Origin of the sequence: Pseudomonas sp. EA_35y_Pfl2_R5, from assembly GCF_963970805.1 — a bacterium.
Classification (GTDB): Bacteria; Pseudomonadota; Gammaproteobacteria; order Pseudomonadales; family Pseudomonadaceae; genus Aquipseudomonas.
Genome location: NZ_CAXAOW010000005.1, coordinates 221,135 through 238,858 on the forward strand (window position 1 = coordinate 221,135; position 17,724 = coordinate 238,858).

Here is a 17,724-nt window from a genome sequence, read left to right on the forward strand (position 1 = left end):
GCTGTATTTAACAGCGTCGCAAATTCGTCAGCAGATTTAGTGAATCAAACCCACGCGAGAGAAATTGGGTAGGTTGCTGGACTTCGGATCCGGCCAGCTCATCCAGATGGCAAAAGCTTTGCCGACAATATTTTGGTCCGGAACCATGCCCCACAGCGGTTTAGGGATGGCGGGATCATTCCAGTAGCGACTGTCATTGGAGTTGTCACGGTTGTCGCCCATCATAAAGTAATGCCCTTGAGGCACTACCCACTCGCGGCCGGGCTCCAGCCGATAACGCTGCATTTCCTTTCGGATCAGGTGCTCGGCCTCACCGAGTTTCTCGCTATAAAGCGTCGCACTGCCCAAGCTACCGGGCTCGTCGCCAATCAACTGCTGAGCCACAGACTCGCCATTGATGGTCAGGCGTTTGTCACTGCTGTAGGCAATACGGTCGCCGGCCAAGCCGACCACACGTTTGATGTAGTTGATATTCGGATCACTGGGATAACGAAACACCATGACATCGCCACGTTGTGGATCGCCCACTTCGATTACCTTGGTGTCCAGCACCGGCAAGCGGATGCCATAGGCGAACTTATTGACCAGAATAAAATCCCCCACTTCCAGGGTCGGCTTCATCGAGCCTGATGGAATCTGAAAAGGCTCGACCAGAAACGAGCGCAGCACCAGCACAATCGCCAGTACCGGGAAGAACGACTTGCCGTACTCCACCAGTAAAGGCTCTTTGTTCAAGCGTTCCACCACCGCCTCATCAGGCTCACTGACCTGGCCGTGGTAGGTGCTGATAGCCGCTCGCCGACGCGGGGCCAGAAAGATCAGATCGAACAACGCCAAGGCGCCGCAGACGGCGACCGCGATAACCAGTAACAGCGGGAAATTGATCGACATAGGACCTTAACTATCCAACCTGAGCACTGCGAGGAAGGCTTCCTGTGGAATTTCCACATTACCGACCTGCTTCATGCGTTTTTTACCGGCCTTCTGCTTTTCCAGCAACTTGCGTTTACGGCTGACGTCACCGCCGTAGCATTTGGCCAATACGTTCTTGCGTAGCGCCTTGACTGTGGTCCGCGCAACGATCTGCCCACCAATAGCCGCCTGGATCGCCACGTCGAACATCTGCCGTGGAATCAGCTCTTTCATTTTCTCGGTCAACTGACGACCTTTATAGTGGGCGTTGTCCTTGTGCACGATAAGGGCCAGCGCATCAACTTTGTCGCCATTGATAAGCACATCCAGCTTGACCAAATTGGCCGACTGATAGCGATCGAAATGATAGTCCAGCGAGGCATAACCGCGGCTGGTGGATTTCAGGCGATCAAAGAAGTCGAGTACCACTTCGTTCATCGGCAGGTCGTAGCGAACCTGAACCTGGGAGCCGAGAAACTGCATATCGCGCTGCACGCCACGTTTCTCGATGCACAGGGTAATCACGTTACCCAGGTGTTCCTGAGGCACCAGGATGGTGGCCTGCACGATCGGCTCGCGGAAATCCTCGACCGAGGAGATATCCGGCAGCTTAGATGGGTTATCGACGTAGATCGTCTCACCGGTCTTGAGCACGACTTCGAAGATTACGCTCGGCGCCGTGGTGATCAGATCCAGGTCGTATTCGCGCTCCAGGCGCTCCTGGATGATTTCCATGTGCAGCATGCCGAGAAAACCACAACGGAAACCGAAGCCAAGTGCATCGGAGCTTTCGGGGGAATACTGCAGCGACGAATCGTTCAGGGTCAGCTTCTGCAACGCATCGCGGAAATCTTCGAAATCGTCGGAGCTGACGGGGAACAGGCCAGCATAAACCTGCGGCTGAATACGCTTGAAACCGGGCAACACTTCGACGTTCGGCGTAGCAGCCAGGGTCAGCGTATCGCCCACCGGGGCTCCATGAATGTCCTTGATGCTGCCGATGATAAAGCCGACTTCACCAGCTTTGAGATCGACGGTGGCGGTGTGCTTAGGATTGAACACGCCCACGCTGTCGACCAGGTGAACCTTGCCGGTCGACTTGACCAGAATCTTGTCGCCCTTCTTCACGCGGCCGTGACGCACACGCACCAGGGAAACCACGCCCAGGTAGTTGTCAAACCAGGAATCGATGATCAGCGCCTGCAGCGGCGCGTCGATATCACCGGTCGGCGCCGGGATAGTGTGCACGAGACGCTCGAGCACTTCGTCGACGCCCAGGCCGGTCTTGGCACTGCAGGTCACGGCGTCGGTGGCATCAATGCCGATGATCTTTTCGATCTCTTCCTTGACCCGATCCGGATCGGCCTGGGGCAAGTCAATTTTGTTCAGTACCGGCATGACCTCAAGGCCCTGCTCAATGGCGGTATAGCAGTTGGCGACCGACTGAGCTTCCACGCCCTGACCGGCATCGACCACCAGCAAAGCACCTTCGCAGGCCGCCAGGGAACGGCTGACTTCATACGTGAAGTCAACATGCCCAGGGGTATCAATAAAATTCAGCTGATAGGTGATGCCGTCTTGGGCCTTGTAATACAGCGTGACGCTGTGCGCCTTGATGGTGATACCACGTTCGCGCTCCAGATCCATGGAGTCCAGTACCTGGGCCTCCATTTCACGAGCAGCCAGGCCGCCACACATCTGGATAAACCGATCGGCCAGGGTCGACTTGCCGTGGTCAATGTGGGCGATGATGGAGAAATTGCGGATATGACTCAAATCACTCACGGATCAACACTCGAAAAGGTCGCAGGCGACTGCCCGCCGAAAATAGCCGCGAAGTGTACCCGAAAGCCACCTTGCACGTCATCAAGGCCACATGGCAGCACCATGTAAAAGGGCGACCGAAGTCGCCCTTTTACCCTGCCAACGCCGTTAGTCGGCCAGCTTGAAGGTGATAAAGCTGGCGCGCCCCTGACGCAGCACACGCATCGATACCGAACGATTCTTCGGCAGTGCCTGCGCCACTTCAGTAAAGGTCTTGGCCGAATTGATCGCCTGATTGTTCAAGTGAGTGATTACATCGCCAGATCGTAGGCCAATCAGCGCCGCCGGACCGTCCTGCACCTCGGAAATCACCACGCCGCCGTTCAGATCAAGGCTCTTCTTCTGCTCAGCGGTCAGCTCGACCACTTTGACGCCGAGACGGTTGCTACTGCGCTCAACACCAGGCACAGCCGTACCGGCCAGGGTCTCGCCGTCCTCAGGCAACGCACCAATGGTTAACTGCAGCTTCTTGCGCGCACCGTCACGTACCACATCCAGTTCAGCGCTAGCGCCCGGCTTGAGCGCACCGACCAGGTGCGGCAGATCGGCAGACATGATGATTGGCTTGCCATCCAAACTGAGAATCACATCGCCCACCTGCAAACCACCTTTGGCAGCCGGCCCGTCCTCCAGCACTTGGGCTACCAGCGCACCGGCCGGCTTATCCAGACCGAACGACTCGGCCAGGTCCTTATTCACTTCCTGAATTACCACGCCCAACCAGCCGCGACTGACCTTGCCTTGTGCCTTGAGCTGATCGGCCACATCCATGGCTACACGCATCGGAATGGCAAACGACAAACCCATAAAGCCGCCGGAGCGAGTGAAAATCTGCGAATTGATACCAACCACCTCACCCGCCAGATTGAACAGCGGACCACCGGAATTGCCCGGATTGATCGCTACGTCAGTCTGGATAAACGGCACATAGCTCTCGTTCGGCAGGCTGCGGCCCTTGGCGCTCACAATCCCAGCGGTCACCGAGTGATCGAAGCCGAATGGCGAACCAATCGCCAATACCCATTCACCGACCTTTAGATCTTCCGACTTGCCCAATTTGACGGTGGGCAAATCATCGCCCTCAATCTTGAGCAAGGCAACATCGCTGCGTGGGTCAGTACCGATCAGCTTGGCTTCCAGTTCACTGCGATCCGGTAAGCGCACGATGATTTCATCGGCATCGGCAATCACATGATTATTGGTCAGTACGTAGCCATCAGCGGAAATGATAAAGCCCGAACCTAGCGATTGGGCTTCACGCTGACGACCGCCGCCAGGCGCACGTGGCACCTGCGGGATATTGCGCTCAAAGAACTCGCGAAACATCGGCGGCAAGCCTTCCAAATCAGGCACATTAAGCGAGCCACTGCCCGCCACCGCACGATCTGGCATCTTCTGCCGCGTACTAATGTTAACGACCGCTGGTGACGCCTGCTCCACCAACTCGGTGAAATCCGGCAGGCTTGCTTGCGCGACCAGCGCCTGCCCCATCAGCAGCACGGCAAACAACGCAGATAGTGAAGATTTCAGACCAGGCTTCGACATACAACTCCCCATTAGGCCAGCAAAAGTCTTAAAACGCCGCTGCGGCACCGCCAAGCAATGCACGCAACACCACAGGCTGCAAAGCCGGATCACCGGCCTTAAGACGACTACGCCAGCGCACAGCGCAGCAGGCAAACAAAAAACCGAACAGCGCACTGAGTATCACCAAGGGCTCGCCCAAACCCATTTGCTCAGCCAATACCGCCGCAGCAAACAACCCAAGCAATGGCAGCAGATAAACCAACAGCGAGCCGCGCACCAGCAGATCCTCGCGCACACCGATAACGACCGAATCACCAACACTCAACTGCAAACTTGACAGTGCACGGATATATCCACGACGACCGCTAGCCCCCAGCTGATCAAGCAGACCCTGACCACAACCGGCCTTGACCGAGCAGCTGGAGCAGGTGCTTTGGCGCAGAGTTTCGACCCAGACAGCACCGGGCTCAATAGCCACGACTCGCCCCTGCTCTTCAATCACTGCGCCACCCCAACAGCCGAACGCATCGACAAGGCCACTCGCTCAGCCGTACCCAAGGGAATTTCACCGACTACGGTGACCATGACGTCGCCGTCATCAGTTTTCAATCGACGCGAAACTGCCACGGTAGGCCCTAACTGAGTACGAACATCCTCAACAACCGCGCCGCGCAGCGGCTCCATGTAGACAGAAAATCGCGCCAGACCATCGTCATAGACTTGGCAGGCGACCGACTCATCCGACGCAGGACTACGGCGCTGGGTAACTGAACTGAGGCGAAAGCCGGGGGGCAGCCATTCCGAATGCCAAGCCTCGATTGCCTCAGACTGAGCGACAGGCAAACGCACGGGGCGACACCTTGCACCAGCTTCTAGGTCGGAGGCCGCGGGGGGATCAGTCTCTAGTTGAGTAAACTGAAAGCGCTCTAGCAACTGCCCCTTATCGTTGACTAGCAAAGATTTGAGCGGCAAGCCAGTTTGCTTATCAAGGTGCAGCTCAATGCCATAACGGTGCTGATCGCGCGGCACCAATGCCAGTACACGGGTAGCCCGCCCCGCCACGCGGGACTTGCCCAGCACTCGAAGCTCATACCACTCGCTCAATTGCTCGGCATTCAATGCACGAGCCGGCCATAGCTGGCTGTCGATCAATTGATCGGCCAACGCACCGCTGGCGCATTGCACCTGGCCATTGATACGTAACACTTCCTGAGCAGCACCATCCAATTGCAGCAACCGCTCGCGCAAGATGCCGCCCTCTTCGACGTGATGCCAGATGCTGTGCGTCGAAAAACTGCCATTGCGTTCGTAAACAAAGTTGCCTTGAAAACTCTGTGTACGCTCGGCATCCGCCAAACGCTGCAATAAGAGTCGCCCTTCCTCGGCAGCGACCGGCAACGCCAGCCAGCCCAGTAGCAGGGCGCTAAATGAAATAAAGCGCATGCGCCTCCTTAACTACGGGCCATTAACGGTTTTCGAGACTGGCCGCACGCGCATAAGGTAGCGCACTTTCCCCCGTATTCATGGCCGCTTGCTGCGCATGCTGCCGCAGATAGGCTGGCAAACGCTGCTCGTGCCATCCAGGCTGACCTTGACCCACGGCACTGACCGCTGGAGCGACTTGCTCTTCAGAGGTGACGAAGCCCGCCAACATCGCCGAACCATTAGCCTGCGGAATACTGAGTGGTGACTGAGTAGCTTGCTGTGCCAACTGCGTACCAGTGATGTCGTCTTGGTTGTACAGGCGTACACCCGCCAGCACGGCCACGGTAACCGAAGCTGCAACAGCCAGACGAGCGACGGTACGCCAAGGACCACGCTGAGCTTGCTGCGCCACCGGAGCAATATCGTCAGCCAGGGCCGCAGACACGGCAGCAGCAATATCGAGACGCGGCTCAAGCAACTCTTTATGCATGACGGCGCGCGCGATCTGATAGCGCGACCACGTGGCCCGTAGCTCAGTATCATCACTGGCTGCCAGCACTCGCCGTAGTTCAAGTTCATCCGCTTGGTTATCCATCACCGCGGACAGCGATTCCTGCAGGATTTCACGATTCATGGCGGTTCCTCTCTTGGCTGACGCCGCTGTCTTAGGCTTCCTGCAACAAAGGTTGCAAGGATCTATCAATGGCCTCACGCGCCCGGAAAATTCGCGAACGCACGGTGCCGACTGGACACTGCATGACGCTCGCAATGTCCTCGTAACTCAGACCATCAAATTCACGTAAGGTTAGCGCTGTACGTAAATCTTCCGGCAATTGCTCGATGCTGCGGTGTACGGTGGCTTCGATCTCGTCGCGCAATAACGCCCGCTCCGGCGACTCGATATCCTTGAGGGCATGATCACCATCATAAAACTCAGCATCCTCGGCGCTTACATCATTGTCTGGCGGACGTCGACCACGTGACACCAGATGATTCTTCGCCGTGTTGATGGCAATGCGGTACAACCACGTGTAAAACGCACTGTCACCTCGAAAATTACCCAACGCCCGATACGCCTTGACGAAGGCTTCCTGCGCCACATCCTGTGCTTCATGGGTGTCATGCACAAAACGCACGATCAACCCGAGAATTTTGTGCTGGTACTTGAGCACCAATAGATCAAATGCACGCTTGTCACCACGCTGTACGCGCTCGACCAGCTGCTGATCATCTTCCTGGGTTAGCATGAAAACTCCTCATTAGGTTTGAAGGAGTGCAACACCAACCCTGAATCAATCTGCCAAAGTAGACTGGGGCATTGCACAAAAGTTCTCTCCTTCAAACAAGCTTCCTGCAGAAAACTTAAAAAGCCCTGCGCGGAACAGCGCAGCAAAGGGAATCCGCTGCTGCGCCTGTAGTCTGAATCACCCTCAAGCCAGGCAAAATACAGGCCCGTTGCATACCACCTGACACAGACGAGTTCCTATCCAAACAACCGCCTATGGAACTCGAAACACTTAAAAAGTTCCCGAGTAACGCACTTGGTCATAAGCTGGCTATTGTGCCGTTCACCCCCTCTATATACTAGAGGCCGCCTTTCGCGGAATTCGGACATGAGCCAACATTTTCAACACGACGTTCTGGTTATCGGCAGCGGTGCAGCCGGCCTGACCCTGGCTCTTACGCTGCCAGAGCATTTGCGCATTGCCGTATTGAGCAAAGGCAATCTGTCCAATGGTTCGACGTATTGGGCGCAAGGCGGCGTGGCGGCGGTGCTCGATGATACTGACACGATTGAATCGCATGTCGAGGATACCCTCAATGCCGGCGGCGGTTTGTGCCGCGAGGACGCCGTACGCTTCACCGTCGAGCACAGCCGCGAAGCCATTCAGTGGCTAATCGATCAGGGCGTGCCTTTTACCCGCGACGACCAGACCGCCCGCGAAGACGGCGGTTTCGAATTCCATCTAACCCGCGAAGGCGGCCACAGCCACCGACGCATTATTCACGCGGCCGACGCCACCGGCGCGGCAATCTTTAATACCTTGCTGGAACAGACCAGGCAGCGTAGCAATATTGAACTGCTGGAGCAGCGCGTCGCCGTCGACCTGATCACCGAGCGCAAACTCGGCCTGGAGGGCCAGCGCTGCCTGGGCGCGTACGTGCTCAACCGCGCCAGTGGCGAAGTCGATACATTCAGCGCGCGCTTTGTGATTCTCGCCACTGGCGGCGCGGCCAAGGTTTATCTCTATACCAGCAACCCGGACGGCGCCTGCGGCGACGGCATCGCCATGGCCTGGCGCGCCGGCTGCCGGGTCGGCAATCTGGAGTTCAACCAGTTCCACCCGACTTGCCTGTACCACCCGAAAGCCAAAAGCTTTTTGGTCACCGAGGCGCTACGCGGTGAAGGTGCGCTGCTCAAGCTGCCGAACGGCGAGCGTTTTATGCCGCGCTTCGATGAGCGCGCCGAACTGGCACCACGGGATATCGTCGCCCGCGCCATCGACCATGAGATGAAGCGCCTGGGGATCGACTGCGTGTTCCTCGACATCAGCCATAAACCAGCTGACTTTGTGAAATCGCATTTCCCCACCGTATATGAGCGCTGCCTGGACTTCGGTATCGATATCACCAAAGAGCCGATCCCCGTAGTACCAGCGGCGCACTACACCTGCGGCGGCGTGCTGGTCGACCAGAGTGGCCGCACCGATATACCTGGCCTGTATGCCATCGGTGAAACCAGCTTTACCGGCCTGCACGGGGCCAACCGCATGGCCAGCAACTCGCTGCTGGAATGTTTCGTCTATGCCCGCTCAGCGGCCGAAAATATCCTTGCCCAGCTGGATCAGATCAGCATGCCAAGCGCCCTACCCGGCTGGGATGCCAGCCAGGTCACCGACTCCGATGAAGACGTGATCATCGCGCACAACTGGGACGAACTACGGCGCTTTATGTGGGACTACGTCGGCATCGTGCGCACCAACAAGCGCCTGCAACGGGCCGAACATCGGGTACGCCTGCTGCTCGATGAAATCCACGAGTTCTACAGTAACTACAAGGTCAGCCGCGATTTGATCGAGCTGCGCAACCTGGCCCAGGTCGCTGAGCTGATGATTCTTTCCGCCATGCAACGCCACGAAAGCCGCGGCCTGCACTACACCCTGGACTATCCACAACAGTTGGCCGAGGCCAAAGACACTATTCTGCTGCCGCCCACCTATGGCGACTGAATTTCAGCCGCACCCTTAAGCGGCGGTGCTGGTCGCGCGCCAGACTGTCGCGGGCAACGCACAGCGAGCGCACGCGGCGTTTCCCGGACAGACGAAAACGCAGCAACACAATCAGCGGCAAGGCCAGGCTATCGGGATTCAGCTCGATAGCCTGCCAGCCCTGGGCCACGCTGTGCACCTGCCAACCATCCGCCGTGCAACGCAGCGCTCGATACGCCTGCGGTGCACTCAGCAGCAGATGCCGCGGTAGTACCCAAGCGGCATGAGCGAGACAGAAGCCAATACCGAGTAAATGCGCCCAGAGCGGGATCTCTACCAATACCAGGCTAAGCAGTGCCAATCCCTGGATCAAGGCATAGCAGAGCAGCAGCTGCCGTGAAGGCTGCCACCGACAATCGAAAACATCATTGGGGCTGGACACGGTCCAAAATCATCCGAACCATACGTTTAAGATCGGCATCTTCCGGTTCACCGCGCTGCATAAACCAGCCAAACATATCCTGATCTTCGCATTCGAGCAGCTTGCGATAACGTTCTCGGTCAGCCTCATCGAGGTGCGGATACACCTCCCTGACAAACGGCACCAGCAGCACATCCAGCTCCAGCATGCCGCGGCGGCTGTGCCAAAAAAGACGATTGAGTTCAACCGAGTCAACCATGGGTATGCTCCTTGAAAAAATGGCATGGAGCCATTTTTAACGTCGCTCAGCGACGGCCCGAAGGGTGGCCGCCACGGATGGTAGGCCATAAATAAGGCGCGCAGTATACCGATGAAAAGCGCCGCTGTTGACCGCGCGCATCACCCGGCGAGGTAATGCCCGCAAGCGAAGCAGCAGCAAGCGCTGACAAGGTGCGAGACGCGCTCTATGATGAGCCCCCTAACTTTTATCCAGCGATACCTAATCCACCATGGCCGATACCGCGTTTTACTGCACCCTCAGCCACGAAGGCATCCTCTCCGTGCGCGGCCCGGACGCCAACAAGTTCCTCCAGGGCCAGGTCACCTGCAACCTCAATTACCTCAGTGACAACCACTCCAGTCTGGGCGCGCGCTGCACACCCAAGGGCCGCATGCAGTCGAGCTTTCGCATCCTCAGCGTGAGTGACGGCTACCTGCTAGCGATGGCCAGCGAGCTGCTCGAAACACAGCTCGCCGACCTGAAGAAATATGCCGTATTCAGCAAATCCAAACTCACCGATGAAAGCCAGGACTGGCTGCGTATTGGCCTGAGCGGCGGCGATGATGCCCTGCGCAGCCTCGGGCTGGAGCTCGCAGAACACGCTGACAGCGTGACTCGTAGCAATGAATTGCTAGCCGTACGCCTGAGTAATGGCCGCGCCGAACTCTGGATTCCTGCCAGCCAGGCCGAATCCATTCAAGCGCAATTGGCTAGCCAATTGCCTGAAGCGCCGCTGAATGAATGGCTCCTGGCGCAAGTGCGCGCCGGCATTGGCCAGGTTATGGGTAGCACCCGCGAGCTGTTTATTCCGCAGATGATCAACCTGCAGGCCGTAGGCGGCGTCAGCTTCAAGAAAGGCTGTTACACCGGCCAGGAAATCGTTGCGCGCATGCAGTACCTGGGCAAACTCAAACGCCGCCTGTATCGCCTGGAGCTGCATGACACTCAAGTGCCAGAGCCCGCCACTGCGTTGTTCTCGCCCACGCACGCCTCCAGCGTCGGTGAAGTGGTGCTGGCGGCGCGCAGCGCAGCCGGTGTCGAACTGCTTGCCGTATTGCAGGACGATGCCGCGCTCAATGGCGTTATTCACCTGGGTTCTGCCGAAGGCAGCACGCTGAGCGTGCTCGATTTGCCGTATACACTGGACTCAAACCGCGAAATACAACGCTAAGCACTTACTACACTTAATACTATTGCCTGACCGCCTAAAGAGAATTTCCCATGAGCAAGCTTGCCGAGAAAGTCCAAAAGGAACTGATCCAGGCCATCGACAGCGATGAACTGGTTCTGCCGACCCTGCCGGAGGTCGCGCTGCAAGTTCGTGAGGCTGCGGAAAACCCGGATATCGGCATCCCACAACTGAGTAAAGTGATCGGCAACGACGCAGCCCTGACTGCGCGCATCATCAAAGTGGTGAACAGCCCACTGTTGCGCACCAACAAGGAAATCACCGACCTGCAGATGGCCGTCGCTCGCCTCGGCATCAACTACACCTGCAACCTCGCCACCGGCCTGGCCATGGAGCAGATGTTCCAGGCGACCAGCGATGTGGTTGACCGCAAAATGCGCGAAGTGTGGAACAAGAGCACAGAAATCGCCGGCATCTGCCACGTACTGTGCAAGCACTACACCCGTCTGCTGCCCGACCAGGCCACCCTCGCCGGCCTGGTGCACCAGATCGGCGTACTGCCGATTCTCACTTACGCCGAAGAGCACAGCGAGCTGCTGGCCGACTCGATCAGCCTCAACCATGTAATCGAGCAGATCCACCCGATCATCGGCGACAAGATCCTACGTACCTGGGAATTCCCCGAGCTGATCGCCATGGTGCCCAGCCAATACCTGGACTTCACCCGCGACAGTGCCAAGGTCGACTATGTCGATATCGTCCAAGTCGCCACCCTGCAGAGCTATCTGGGCAGCGAACATCCTTACACCCAGCTGGACTGGAGCCAGATTCCAGCGTTCCGCAAACTGGGCCTGGACCCAAGCCAGAACCTCAATGAAGACGAAGACCTTTCCGCTGCCATGGAAGCAGCCATGAGCATGCTCCAGTAAAGCTCCTCACGCATGCGGCTGACTGCAGCTAGACTGAGTACAGTTACAGCGCGAGGCATATGGCCCATGCGTGCATTGCTGTACTCCCTTCTATTGAGCTTGTTCTGCAGTGACTTCGCTGCTGCTGAATCAGTACGCCTGACCAACGGTGAGTGGCCGCCCTACCTGGGTGAACAGCTGCCGCACAAGGGCGTTGCCTCACGCATCGTCGCCGAAGCCTTTGCCCTGCAGGGAATTGATGTGGCCTGGGAATTCCACCCCTGGGCACGCTCACTGCAACTGGCCGAGCGTGGCAAACGCGACGGCAGTGCAGTCTGGCTGCACAGCAGCGAGCGTGAAGAAAAATTCTTTATCAGCGACCCGGTGATGGAAAGCGGTTACTACCTGTTCCACCGCAAGGGCTACAGCTTTGACTGGCAGCAGGTAGCCGACCTGCAAGGCCGGCGCTTGGCTGGTACCCGCGGCTATGACTACGGTGAAGCCTTTCAACAGGCCGAGGCCAGCGGACAGCTGCGGGTCAATCGGGTGACCAGCTATGAAACGGCGTTTCGTCAGCTGATCGCCGGCCGCGTTGATCTATTTCCGATGGATAAAGTGGTCGGCTTCGACATGCTGCATCAGCACTTCAGCGCCGCCGAGCGTGCGCAACTGAGCTTTCACCCCAAGCCCCTGCGCAGTGACAGCCTGCATCTGCTGCTCTCGCGGCAAGTGCCCGGCAATGCCGAGCTGATCGCCCGCTTCAACCAGGGCCTGGCGCAACTGCGCGAAAGCGGCAAAGTTGCTCAATACCTATTGGAAATTCAGCAACCGCTTAGCCTGGCGCCCTGACTCAGACTTCCGCGATGGCGAACTCGACGCGCACCAACAAACCGTGTGGCTGCGCCTGATGCAGGCTGATTTCGGCCTGATGCGCACGGCAGATTTCACCGACAATCGCCAAGCCCAACCCCGCCCCAGAGCCCTTGTTACTGCGCCGATAGAAACGCGCAAACACCCGCTCATGCTCCTCTGGCGGGATCCCCGGGCCGTCGTCTTCAACCTCCAGCAGCCCAGCCGGCAATACCCGCAGGATCACATTGCCGCCAGCAGCGGTGTGCGCCAGGGCGTTGTCCAGCAGGTTGCACAACAGCTCGTTGAGCAGCGTCGGCTCGCCACTGACCCACACTGCCTGCTCAGCCTCCAGTGCCAGCCCAATACCCCGCGCATGGGCCAGCGGCGCCAGCGCCATGCCCAGTTCACGCGCCAGCTGGCTGAGATCCAGACGCTGCGCGCCACCTTCGGCAATCGCCCGCGCACCGCTGTCGATACGCGCCAGGGAAAGCAACTGATTAGCCAGATGGGTCAGCTTGTCGGTGTTCTGCGCTGCTTCTTCCAGGGTGCTGCGCCAAATCGAAGGCTCCTGGGCACGCAGCCCCAACTCGACCCGCGCCTTGAGTGCCGCCAGGGGCGTGCGCAACTCGTGGGAGGCATCAGCGATAAATTGCGACTGGCGCTCGAACAGGCTGCGCAACCGATCATTGAACTGGTTCAGCGCATCGATCAGTGGGCGCAGCTCGCGCGGCATGCCGACATCCGACAACGGCTGCAGATCGTCGCTGGTACGCGCCGCCACACTGCGGCGCAAGGCCTCCAGCGGGCGCAACGCGGCGCTCACCGCCAGCCACACCAAGAGCAATGCACTGAGCGATAGCACGCCCATGCGCAGCAAGGTGCCGAGCAACAGCTCGCGGGCCATGCGCTCACGCGCGCCCTGGGTTTCCGCCACGCGGATTTCCGCGACTCCGTTGACTCCAGGCTCGCTGACCGGCTGCAGCAGGCTGACCACCCGCACGCCCTGATTGCGGTATTCGGCATCGTAGAAATGCGCCAGCGCCGGATAATCCTCAGTGCGCTTGGTACCGCGCGGCGGTGGCGGCAGGTCCTCATAACCAGACACCAACGCCCCTTGTACATCCAGCACTTGGTAGTAGATACGCCCAGCACTGTCATAGGCGAAGGTGTCCAGCGCCACATAGGGCACATTGGCGTTCAGCCGGTCGGCGGTGGTGTACAAACCATCGGCTATCGCCCGTGCCGAGGCCAGCAAAGTGCGGTCATAGGCAGTATCTGCTGCATGCCGTGCGCTCCAATAGGCACTCAAGCTGCTGACCAACAGAATCAGCGCCAACAACAGCGCCAATCGGCGGATCAGCCGCCCGCGCAGGCTACCGGGCTGGCTCTCCACGGAGTGGCCGCGCTCAGTCACCGACTGCCTCCAGTAGATAACCCAGACCACGGAAGGTGACGATACGCACCCCGCCGCCTTCGAGCTTCTTGCGCAAGCGGTGCACGTAGATTTCGATGGCGTCGCTGCTGGCCTCCTCATCCAGGCCAAACACCTGGGCAGCCAGCTGCTCCTTGCTCATCACCCGCCCCGGCCTCGCGATCATCGCTTCCAGCACCGCCTGTTCGCGGGAGGTCAGGGTCAGCAGGCCGTCAGCCAGGGTAAAGCGTCGGGTGTCCAGGTCATACAACAGGTTGCCGCAGCGCTGCTGGCGTTCACCACCGAGTACGGTGCGGCGCAGCAGCGCCTTGACCCGCGCCTCTAGTTCACTCAGCTCGAAGGGTTTGGCCAGGTAATCATCGGCGCCTAGGTTGAGGCCATGTACGCGGTCCTTGACCTCGCCGCGGGCGGTGAGCATCAGCACTGGCAGGGTATTGCCGCGCTCACGCAGACGCGCCAGTACCTGAAAACCGTCCAAACGTGGCAGGCCGATATCGAGAATCGCCAGGGCGTAATCCTCGCTGCCAAGGGCCAGATCGGCAGCCACGCCGTCGTGCAGCATGTCCACCGTCCAGCCGGCACTTTTCAACGCCTGGGCCACGCTGGCCGCCAGTTGCACATGGTCTTCAACCAGCAGGATACGCACGGTAATGGCACTCCACGAACTTGTTGTTATGCGCCCAGTGTAACGGCGCACCCTGGGGGCCGTCGCAGGTGACGTGAAAAAACTCTTCAGGCGTTTCTTTGTGGCCTGCCATCCCTGGCGGCCACCCTGCGGGCCGTCGCAAGCGACGTCAAAAAACGCTCCAGGCGTTTTTTTTCAAACTGAAAGCCTGGTGAAAGCTTGACCCCCTAGCATCGGTTTCAGGTGGCTCGATCCACCGACCTGAACGACTGACGCAGTGGTGCGCAGCCGTGACAAAAACAACAATGGAGACCACAGGATGCCGACTGCATCAAATCGGGCACTTTCGCCTGTACACCTGCTTAGCCTGGCCATCGGCACGGCCCTGCTCGCCCCCACTGCCCACGCTGATTTTGTGGCTGACAGCAAAGCCAGCCTGACCACCACCAATATCTACCTCAATCGTGATTTCCGCGAAGGCACCAGCAGCCAGCAGAACAAGCGTGAAGAGTGGGGCCAAGGTTTCTGGCTCGACGTCCAATCCGGCTACACCGAAGGCACCGTGGGGTTCGGCCTTGATGCCCTGGGCCTGCTTGGGGTCAAACTGGATTCCGGCGGCGGGCGCACCGGCACCGACCTGCTCCCCGTACAAGACGATGGTGGCACCCCGGACCAGTTCGGCCGCCTGGGCCTGACCGCCAAGGTCAAGGTCTCCAATACCGAACTGCGCTACGGCTCGCACGTACCAGAACTGCCGGTGGTCAAAGCCAGCGACAGCCGCTTGTTACCTCAGGTATTTGAAGGCGGCCTGCTGACCTCCAGTGAACTCGAAGGCCTGACTTTTACCGGCGGACGCCTGGACAAGGTGATCGACCGCGCCTCGACCAACTCCGAAGAGCTGATCCTCAACAGCAAGAACCGCCGTTTCGCCGCCGGTGTCACGGCGGACCATCTGGACCTGATGGGCCTCGACTACAGCTTCAACCAGCAGCTCAAAGGCCGCTACTACTTCGCCGACCTCGAGGATATCTACCGTCAGCACTTCTTCGGTCTGCTCGCCAGCCAACCGCTGGGCAGCGGCACCCTCAGCGCCGATGTACGCCTGATGCTGAGCAAGGACAGCGGCGCATCCAATGCCGGCAAGATCGACAACCGCGCCTTCAACGCCATGCTCACTTACGGCATCAACGGCCACAAACTCGGCCTGGGCTTTCAGGACATGAGCGGCGACACCGGTTACGCCTATATCGATGGCAGCGACCCGTTCCTGGTCAACTTCGTGCAGATCAACGACTTCGCCAACGCCGACGAGCGCTCCTGGCAGGCCCGTTACGACTACGACTTCGGCAAGCTTGGCGTACCCGGCCTGAGCTTTATGACCCGCTATATCAAAGGCAGCGACGCGCAAATCGCCGGCTCCGACGACACCGGCGGCGAGTGGGAACGCGACATCGAGGTCAAGTACGTGGTGCAAAGCGGACCACTGAAAGATGTCTATGTACGCCTGCGTAACGCCAGCTTCAAATCCGATTTCGCCCGCGATGCGGACGAGAACCGCGTCATCGTCGGCTATACGCTGCCGATCTGGTAAACAACAATAAGAGCTCAGAGGAACCACAGATGAAAACTGCCTTTACCCGCATCGCCCTGGCCACCGCCTGCATGGCCTTTGCCGGCCAGCTGCTGGCTGCCGAACCCAAGCGCCCGGAATGCATCGCCCCGGCCAAGCCCGGCGGGGGCTTCGACCTGACCTGCAAGCTGGCGCAGAGCGGCCTGAAAGACAGCGGCCTGCTGAAAGCGCCGATGCGCGTCACCTATATGCCCGGCGGCGTCGGCGCGGTGGCCTACAACGCAGTAATCGCCCAACGTGCCGATGATCCGGGCACCATCACCGCATTTTCCAGCGGCTCCTTGCTCAACCTGGCGCAAGGTAAGTTCGGCCGTTACGACGAAACCGGCGTGCGCTGGCTGGCGGCCGTGGGCACCGATTATGGCGCGATCACCGTACGTGCCGATTCGCCTTATCAGAATCTTGATGATCTGGTTCAAGCCCTGAAGAAAGACCCAAGCAGCATTGTCTTCGGCGCCGGCGCCACCATCGGTGGCCAGGACTGGATGCAAACCGCGCTGATCGCCCGCCTGGCTGGCATTGACCCGAAAAACCTGCGCTACGTAGCCTTCGAGGGCGGTGGCGAAACCCTCACCGCCATGCTTGGCGGCCATGTGCAGGTCACCTCCAGCGGCCTGGGTGAGGTCACGCCACAGCTGGCAGCGAAGAAAGTGCGCATCCTTGCCGTACTCGCCGATGAACGTCTGCCGGGCAAGCTGGCCGACATTCCTACCGCCAAGGAGCAGGGTTACGACATCAGCTGGCCGGTGATCCGCGGCTTCTATATGGGCCCAGAAGTCAGCGATGAGCAGTACAACTGGTGGAAACAGCAGTTCGACACCCTGCTCGCCCGTGAGGATTTCGCCACCCTGCGTGAACAGCGCGACCTGCTGCCGTTGTCAGTGACTGGCGACGAGCTGAAAGCCTTGGTCTTCAAGCAAGTTGAGGAATACAAGGCGCTGGCCGGCGAGTTCGGCCTGATGCAATAAGCGGCCACGCCGTAATTCGTAACCTTTGTAGGATGGGTCGGGCCGCGCAGGTTGAGCGCAGCGATACCCATCAATGGGCGCCTGCGCGATGGGTATCGCGATGCTCAACCCATCCTACCGACCTCAGGTAAATTCCTATGTACGTTCGCCTGTTCGCCGCGAGCTGGCTGCTGTTTTGCGCCGTTCTCGCCGTCATCGCCTGGGGCTTCCAGGCACCCTTCGCCTACGACCCAGTGGGTCCACGCGCTTATCCTCTGCTGCTGCTCAGCCTGATGGCGGCCGGCAGCCTGTGGCTGATATTCAAGCCCGGCATGCTCGAACAGCGGCTCAACACCCGTGCCGCTGTGCGCGCCACCCTGTGCGTGCTGGCGCTCCTGGCCTACGCCCTGCTGTTCGAAATACTCGGTTTCGTCATCAGCACCACGCTGGCCACCTTCGCCCTTGGCCTGCTGTTTACCGGTCGCCCGCTGCCCTGCGCCATCAGCGCCGTGCTGATGGGTGTGCTGCTGTATGGCCTGTTTGATTACCTGCTGGATGTGCCGCTGCCCCTCGGCCTGTTCGAAGCCTTCGTGGAGAGCTGAA

18 protein-coding genes are annotated in these 17,724 nt (G+C 59.2%); 7 read left to right on the plus strand and 11 right to left on the minus strand.

The genetic code is table 11. The features are described 5' to 3' along the window. Positions 1-36: 36 nt before the first annotated feature. The 7 genes from lepB to rpoE form a co-directional block, all read right to left on the minus strand. Entirely contained in the window at positions 37-891 is an 855-nt protein-coding gene (gene lepB, locus AACX99_RS12370; protein ID WP_339412169.1) for a signal peptidase I, read from the minus strand. 6 nt (positions 892-897) lie between these two features. Next, complete coding sequence (gene lepA, locus AACX99_RS12375) at positions 898-2,697, minus strand: translation elongation factor 4 (RefSeq protein WP_339412171.1); 1,800 nt, start codon at positions 2,695-2,697, stop codon at positions 898-900. Positions 2,698-2,844: 147 nt separating this feature from the next. Beyond that, positions 2,845-4,227 (minus strand): DegQ family serine endoprotease, encoded by a 1,383-nt coding sequence (locus tag AACX99_RS12380; protein WP_445261871.1) that lies wholly within the window; start codon positions 4,225-4,227, stop codon positions 2,845-2,847. An 82-nt stretch (positions 4,228-4,309) separates the two neighbouring features. Further along, a complete protein-coding gene (locus AACX99_RS12385) occupies positions 4,310-4,765 on the minus strand; it encodes a SoxR reducing system RseC family protein (protein ID WP_339412174.1) in 456 nt (151 codons plus the stop codon). Continuing rightward, positions 4,762-5,706 carry a MucB/RseB C-terminal domain-containing protein gene (locus AACX99_RS12390; protein ID WP_339412176.1) on the minus strand — a complete coding sequence of 315 codons (945 nt, stop codon included), beginning with the start codon at positions 5,704-5,706 and terminating at the stop codon, positions 4,762-4,764. Before AACX99_RS12390 ends, AACX99_RS12385 begins: the two co-directional genes overlap by 4 nt. 22 nt (positions 5,707-5,728) lie before the next feature. Beyond that, the gene (locus tag AACX99_RS12395; RefSeq protein ID WP_339412178.1) at positions 5,729-6,322 is read right to left on the minus strand and encodes a sigma-E factor negative regulatory protein; all 594 of its coding nucleotides are present in this window, start codon (positions 6,320-6,322) and stop codon (positions 5,729-5,731) included. A 31-nt stretch (positions 6,323-6,353) separates the two neighbouring features. Then, positions 6,354-6,935: an RNA polymerase sigma factor RpoE gene (gene rpoE / locus AACX99_RS12400; RefSeq protein WP_339412179.1), complete on the minus strand. Its 582-nt coding sequence runs from the start codon at positions 6,933-6,935 to the stop codon at positions 6,354-6,356. Between the two features lie 366 nt (positions 6,936-7,301). On the opposite strand from rpoE, the gene nadB reads away from it, so the two are divergent. Then, positions 7,302-8,918 carry an L-aspartate oxidase gene (gene nadB, locus AACX99_RS12405; protein WP_339412180.1) on the plus strand — a complete coding sequence of 539 codons (1,617 nt, stop codon included), beginning with the start codon at positions 7,302-7,304 and terminating at the stop codon, positions 8,916-8,918. Here nadB and AACX99_RS12410 read toward each other — a convergent pair. Together AACX99_RS12410 and AACX99_RS12415 are read right to left on the minus strand one after the other, a co-directional pair. Further along, entirely contained in the window at positions 8,887-9,339 is a 453-nt protein-coding gene (locus tag AACX99_RS12410) for a protein YgfX (protein ID WP_339412181.1), read from the minus strand. The genes nadB and AACX99_RS12410 overlap by 32 nt on opposite strands. Further along, positions 9,323-9,577, minus strand: coding sequence for an FAD assembly factor SdhE (locus AACX99_RS12415; protein WP_275963009.1), 255 nt, complete (start codon positions 9,575-9,577; stop codon positions 9,323-9,325). Before AACX99_RS12415 ends, AACX99_RS12410 begins: the two co-directional genes overlap by 17 nt. 250 nt (positions 9,578-9,827) lie before the next feature. Between AACX99_RS12415 and ygfZ the strand changes: the two genes are divergently transcribed. The 3 genes from ygfZ (at position 9,828) to AACX99_RS12430 (ending at position 12,484) form a co-directional block, all read left to right on the plus strand. Continuing rightward, positions 9,828-10,769 (plus strand): CAF17-like 4Fe-4S cluster assembly/insertion protein YgfZ, encoded by a 942-nt coding sequence (gene ygfZ / locus AACX99_RS12420; RefSeq protein ID WP_339412182.1) that lies wholly within the window; start codon positions 9,828-9,830, stop codon positions 10,767-10,769. 50 nt (positions 10,770-10,819) lie between these two features. Next, positions 10,820-11,656, plus strand: coding sequence for an HDOD domain-containing protein (locus AACX99_RS12425; RefSeq protein WP_339412183.1), 837 nt, complete (start codon positions 10,820-10,822; stop codon positions 11,654-11,656). A 66-nt stretch (positions 11,657-11,722) separates the two neighbouring features. Further along, positions 11,723-12,484 (plus strand): substrate-binding periplasmic protein, encoded by a 762-nt coding sequence (locus tag AACX99_RS12430; RefSeq protein ID WP_339412185.1) that lies wholly within the window; start codon positions 11,723-11,725, stop codon positions 12,482-12,484. 1 nt (position 12,485) lies between these two features. Here AACX99_RS12430 and AACX99_RS12435 read toward each other — a convergent pair whose 3' ends face one another. Both AACX99_RS12435 and AACX99_RS12440 read right to left on the minus strand, forming a co-directional pair. Then, positions 12,486-13,901 carry a sensor histidine kinase gene (locus tag AACX99_RS12435; protein ID WP_339412186.1) on the minus strand — a complete coding sequence of 472 codons (1,416 nt, stop codon included), beginning with the start codon at positions 13,899-13,901 and terminating at the stop codon, positions 12,486-12,488. Continuing rightward, positions 13,894-14,565, minus strand: coding sequence for a response regulator (locus AACX99_RS12440; RefSeq protein WP_339412188.1), 672 nt, complete (start codon positions 14,563-14,565; stop codon positions 13,894-13,896). The genes AACX99_RS12435 and AACX99_RS12440 overlap by 8 nt, the downstream gene beginning before the upstream one ends. Before the next feature lie 298 nt (positions 14,566-14,863). Here AACX99_RS12440 and AACX99_RS12445 point away from each other — a divergent pair, with 298 nt between their 5' ends. The 3 genes from AACX99_RS12445 to AACX99_RS12455 all read left to right on the plus strand — a co-directional run bounded on the left by AACX99_RS12445 (position 14,864) and on the right by AACX99_RS12455 (position 17,723). Further along, positions 14,864-16,135, plus strand: a complete 1,272-nt coding sequence (locus AACX99_RS12445) for an OprD family porin (RefSeq protein ID WP_339412190.1) — start codon at positions 14,864-14,866, stop codon at positions 16,133-16,135. A 29-nt stretch (positions 16,136-16,164) separates the two neighbouring features. Further along, positions 16,165-17,142, plus strand: a complete 978-nt coding sequence (locus tag AACX99_RS12450; RefSeq protein WP_339412192.1) for a Bug family tripartite tricarboxylate transporter substrate binding protein — start codon at positions 16,165-16,167, stop codon at positions 17,140-17,142. A 137-nt stretch (positions 17,143-17,279) separates the two neighbouring features. Next, the gene (locus AACX99_RS12455) at positions 17,280-17,723 is read left to right on the plus strand and encodes a tripartite tricarboxylate transporter TctB family protein (RefSeq protein WP_339412193.1); all 444 of its coding nucleotides are present in this window, start codon (positions 17,280-17,282) and stop codon (positions 17,721-17,723) included. Position 17,724 lies beyond the last annotated feature (1 nt).